Origin of the sequence: Sphingomonas cynarae, from assembly GCF_039537815.1 — a bacterium.
Taxonomy (GTDB): Bacteria; Pseudomonadota; Alphaproteobacteria; order Sphingomonadales; family Sphingomonadaceae; genus Sphingomonas; species Sphingomonas cynarae.
This window is the reverse complement of the sequence record NZ_BAABBF010000017.1, coordinates 2,501-5,840: the sequence shown is the minus strand read 5'-3', so window position 1 is coordinate 5,840 and position 3,340 is coordinate 2,501. Positions and strand designations below refer to the sequence as shown.

Here is a 3,340-nt window from a genome sequence, read left to right as displayed (position 1 = left end):
TGGTTGCGGGGACAGGATTTGAACCTGTGACCTTCAGGTTATGAGCCTGACGAGCTACCGGGCTGCTCCACCCCGCGGTGGCCGGCTTGTTGGTGCCGGCGTGTACCTTCCCCGTTGGGATGCGGGGGAGGAGATTTTGTGAATGGGTTCTGGTGCACATGTCCCATCGCCACGGGCTTCAATGCCTGGCGACGACCTACTCTTCCATCGCTTGAGCGATAGTACCATTGGCGCGGTCTGGTTTCACGGCCGAGTTCGGGATGGGATCGGGTGGGACACAAACGCTATGGTCACCAGGCAATGGAGCCTGTGGTGATGGGGGTTGTGCGGTTCTAAAATCGATGCACCTGGCTGGGAGTATCATCCGCATCGTCAACCGCGTTCTGGCTGTGTGCCAGTGCTGTTGTTGATGGTGTGTAACTCTCAAGCGCGAATAGAGCGATTAGTATCGGTTAGCTTCACGCGTTACCGCGCTTCCACATCCGATCTATCAAGGTCGTGGTCTTCGACCGCTCTGAGAAATCTTATCTCGAGGGAGGCTTCCCGCTTAGATGCTTTCAGCGGTTATCCCGTCCGTACATAGCTACCCTGCTGCGCCGTTGGCACGACGACAGGTACACCAGAGGTACGTTCAACCCGGTCCTCTCGTACTAGGGTCAACTCCTCTCAAATTTCGACGCCCACGGCAGATAGGGACCAAACTGTCTCGCGACGTTCTGAACCCAGCTCACGTACCACTTTAATTGGCGAACAGCCAAACCCTTGGGACCTGCTCCAGCCCCAGGATGTGATGAGCCGACATCGAGGTGCCAAACAACCCCGTCGATATGAGCTCTTGGGGGTTATCAGCCTGTTATCCCCGGCGTACCTTTTATCCGTTGAGCGATGGCCCTTCCACGAGGGACCACCGGATCACTATGACCGACTTTCGTCTCTGCTCGACTTGTCAGTCTCGCAGTCAGGCGGGCTTATGCCATTGCACTCTGAACAGCCGGTTTCCGACCGGCCTGAGCCCACCATTGCGCGCCTCCGTTACTCTTTAGGAGGCGACCGCCCCAGTCAAACTACCCGCCACAGAGGGTCCTTGATCCAGTTTCATGGATCGAAGTTAGACATCAGAAAACAACAGGGTGGTATTTCACCTATGGCTCCACATCAGCTGGCGCCGATGCTTCGTAGCCTCCCACCTATGCTACACAGTTCCTTCCTAATGCCACTCTGAAGCTGCAGTAAAGGTGCACGGGGTCTTTCCGTCTAACCGCGGGTACTCCGCATCTTCACGGAGAATTCAATTTCGCTGAGCATGTCCTGGAGACAGTGGGGAAGTCGTTACGCCATTCGTGCAGGTCGGAACTTACCCGACAAGGAATTTCGCTACCTTAGGACCGTTATAGTTACGGCCGCCGTTTACCTGGGCTTCATTTCAGAGCTTGCACCCCTCCACTTAACCTTCAGGCACCGGGCAGGCGTCAGGCCCTATACGTCGTCTTGAAGCCGACTTAGCAGAGCCCTGTGTTTTTGCTAAACAGTCGCTACCCCCTGGCCTGTGCCCCCTCATAACGCTTGCGCGCTGTGAGGGCCTCCTTCTTCCGAAGGTACGGAGGCAATTTGCCGAGTTCCTTCAGGACACTTCTCTCAAGCGCCTTGGTATACTCTACCTGACCACCTGTGTCGGTTTCGGGTACGGTCTATACGGTGGGGCTATTTCCTGGAACAGTTTCGAAGCACGTCCAATCCGATAAGGACGTACAACACACACCATCCGTCACACACCACCAGGCCCACGAATATTAACGTGGTTCCCATCGACTACCCCCTTCGGGCTCGTCTTAGGGGCCGGCTCACCCTGCGCGGATTAGCCTTGCGCAGGAACCCTTGGTCTTTCGGCGAGAGGGCATCTCACCCTCTTTATCGCTACTCATGTCTGCATTCGCACTTCCGATACCTCCACGACCCATTACCAGATCGCTTCACAGGCTTACGGAACGCTCCGCTACCGCGTACCGCATCAGCGGCACACCCTAAGCTTCGGTGCACGTCTTGAGCCCCGTTACATCTTCGCCGCAGAAACCCTTGTTTAGACCAGTGAGCTGTTACGCTTTCTTTAAAGGATGGCTGCTTCTAAGCCAACCTCCTGGTTGTTTTGGGATTTCCACATGCTTTCCCACTTAGACGTGACTTGGGGACCTTAGCTGTAGGTCAGGGCTGTTTCCCTTTTGACGACGGACCTTAGCACCCGCCGTCTGTCTCCCGGATATCACTCTCAGGTATTCGGAGTTTGGTTAGTGTTGGTAGATCTCGCGACCCCCGCAACCATCCAGTGCTCTACCCCCTGAGGTGTCCATCCGAGGCACTACCTCAATAGTTTTCGCGGAGAACCAGCTATTTCCCGGCTTGATTGGCCTTTCACCCCTAAACACAACTCATCCGGTAACTTTTCAACGTTAATCGGTTCGGACCTCCAGTGCATGTTACTGCACCTTCATCCTGGTCATGCCTAGATCGCCGGGTTTCGGGTCTAATACTTCAAACTCTGTCGCCCTATTCAGACTCGCTTTCGCTGCGCCTACACCTAACGGCTTAAGCTTGCTTGAAACATTAAGTCACAGACCCATTATGCAAGAGGTACGCTGTCAGGCCTCAAGGACCCTCCAACTGCTTGTAGGCAATCCGTTTCAGGTACTGTTTCACTCCCCTCATCGGGGTGCTTTTCACCTTTCCCTCACGGTACTAGTTCGCTATCGGTCATGTACGAGTATTTAGGCTTGGAGGGTGGTCCCCCCATGTTCAGACAGAATTACACGTGTTCCGCCCTACTCGAGTCCTGAATTCTCACTTTCGCATACGGGGCTGTCACCCGCTATGGCCGAACTTTCCAGATCGTTCTGCTAGTTGAAATTCAGGCACTGGCCTGGTCCGCGTTCGCTCGCCACTACTAACGGAATCTCGGTTGATGTCTTTTCCTCCGGCTACTGAGATGTTTCAGTTCACCGGGTTCGCTTCTCGAAACCTATGTATTCAGTCTCAAGATACCTGAACCAATTAACCACCTGCGCCTCCAGGCGACACGCGTGAAGCGTGCCGCCAAGCGGCTCAGCTGATTAATCGGATAGGTGGGTTTCCCCATTCGGAAATCGTCGGGTCAAAGGTTGCTCACACCTCACCGACGCTTATCGCAGCGTGCCACGTCCTTCTTCGCCTGTACATGCCAAGGCATCCACGAATTGCCCTTACCTCACGCTTGAGAGTCCACACCACCAACAACAACACTGGATCACCTTTCCCGCCCATCAAAGTGATACTTTGATGGGACCTATGGGAGCAGGTGACACGAAACTCG

General features: G+C 54.8%; 1 tRNA gene and 2 rRNA genes. All 3 read right to left on the bottom strand.

The annotated features are described in order from the left end of the window. Window positions 1–77: transfer RNA gene (locus tag ABD719_RS18540), tRNA-Met, on the bottom strand. 106 nt (window positions 78–183) lie between these two features. Beyond that, window positions 184–298 (bottom strand): 5S ribosomal RNA (gene rrf / locus ABD719_RS18535). A 124-nt stretch (window positions 299–422) separates the two neighbouring features. Next, a 23S ribosomal RNA gene (locus ABD719_RS18530) occupies window positions 423–3,244 on the bottom strand. Between the last annotated feature and the right edge of the window lie 96 nt (window positions 3,245–3,340).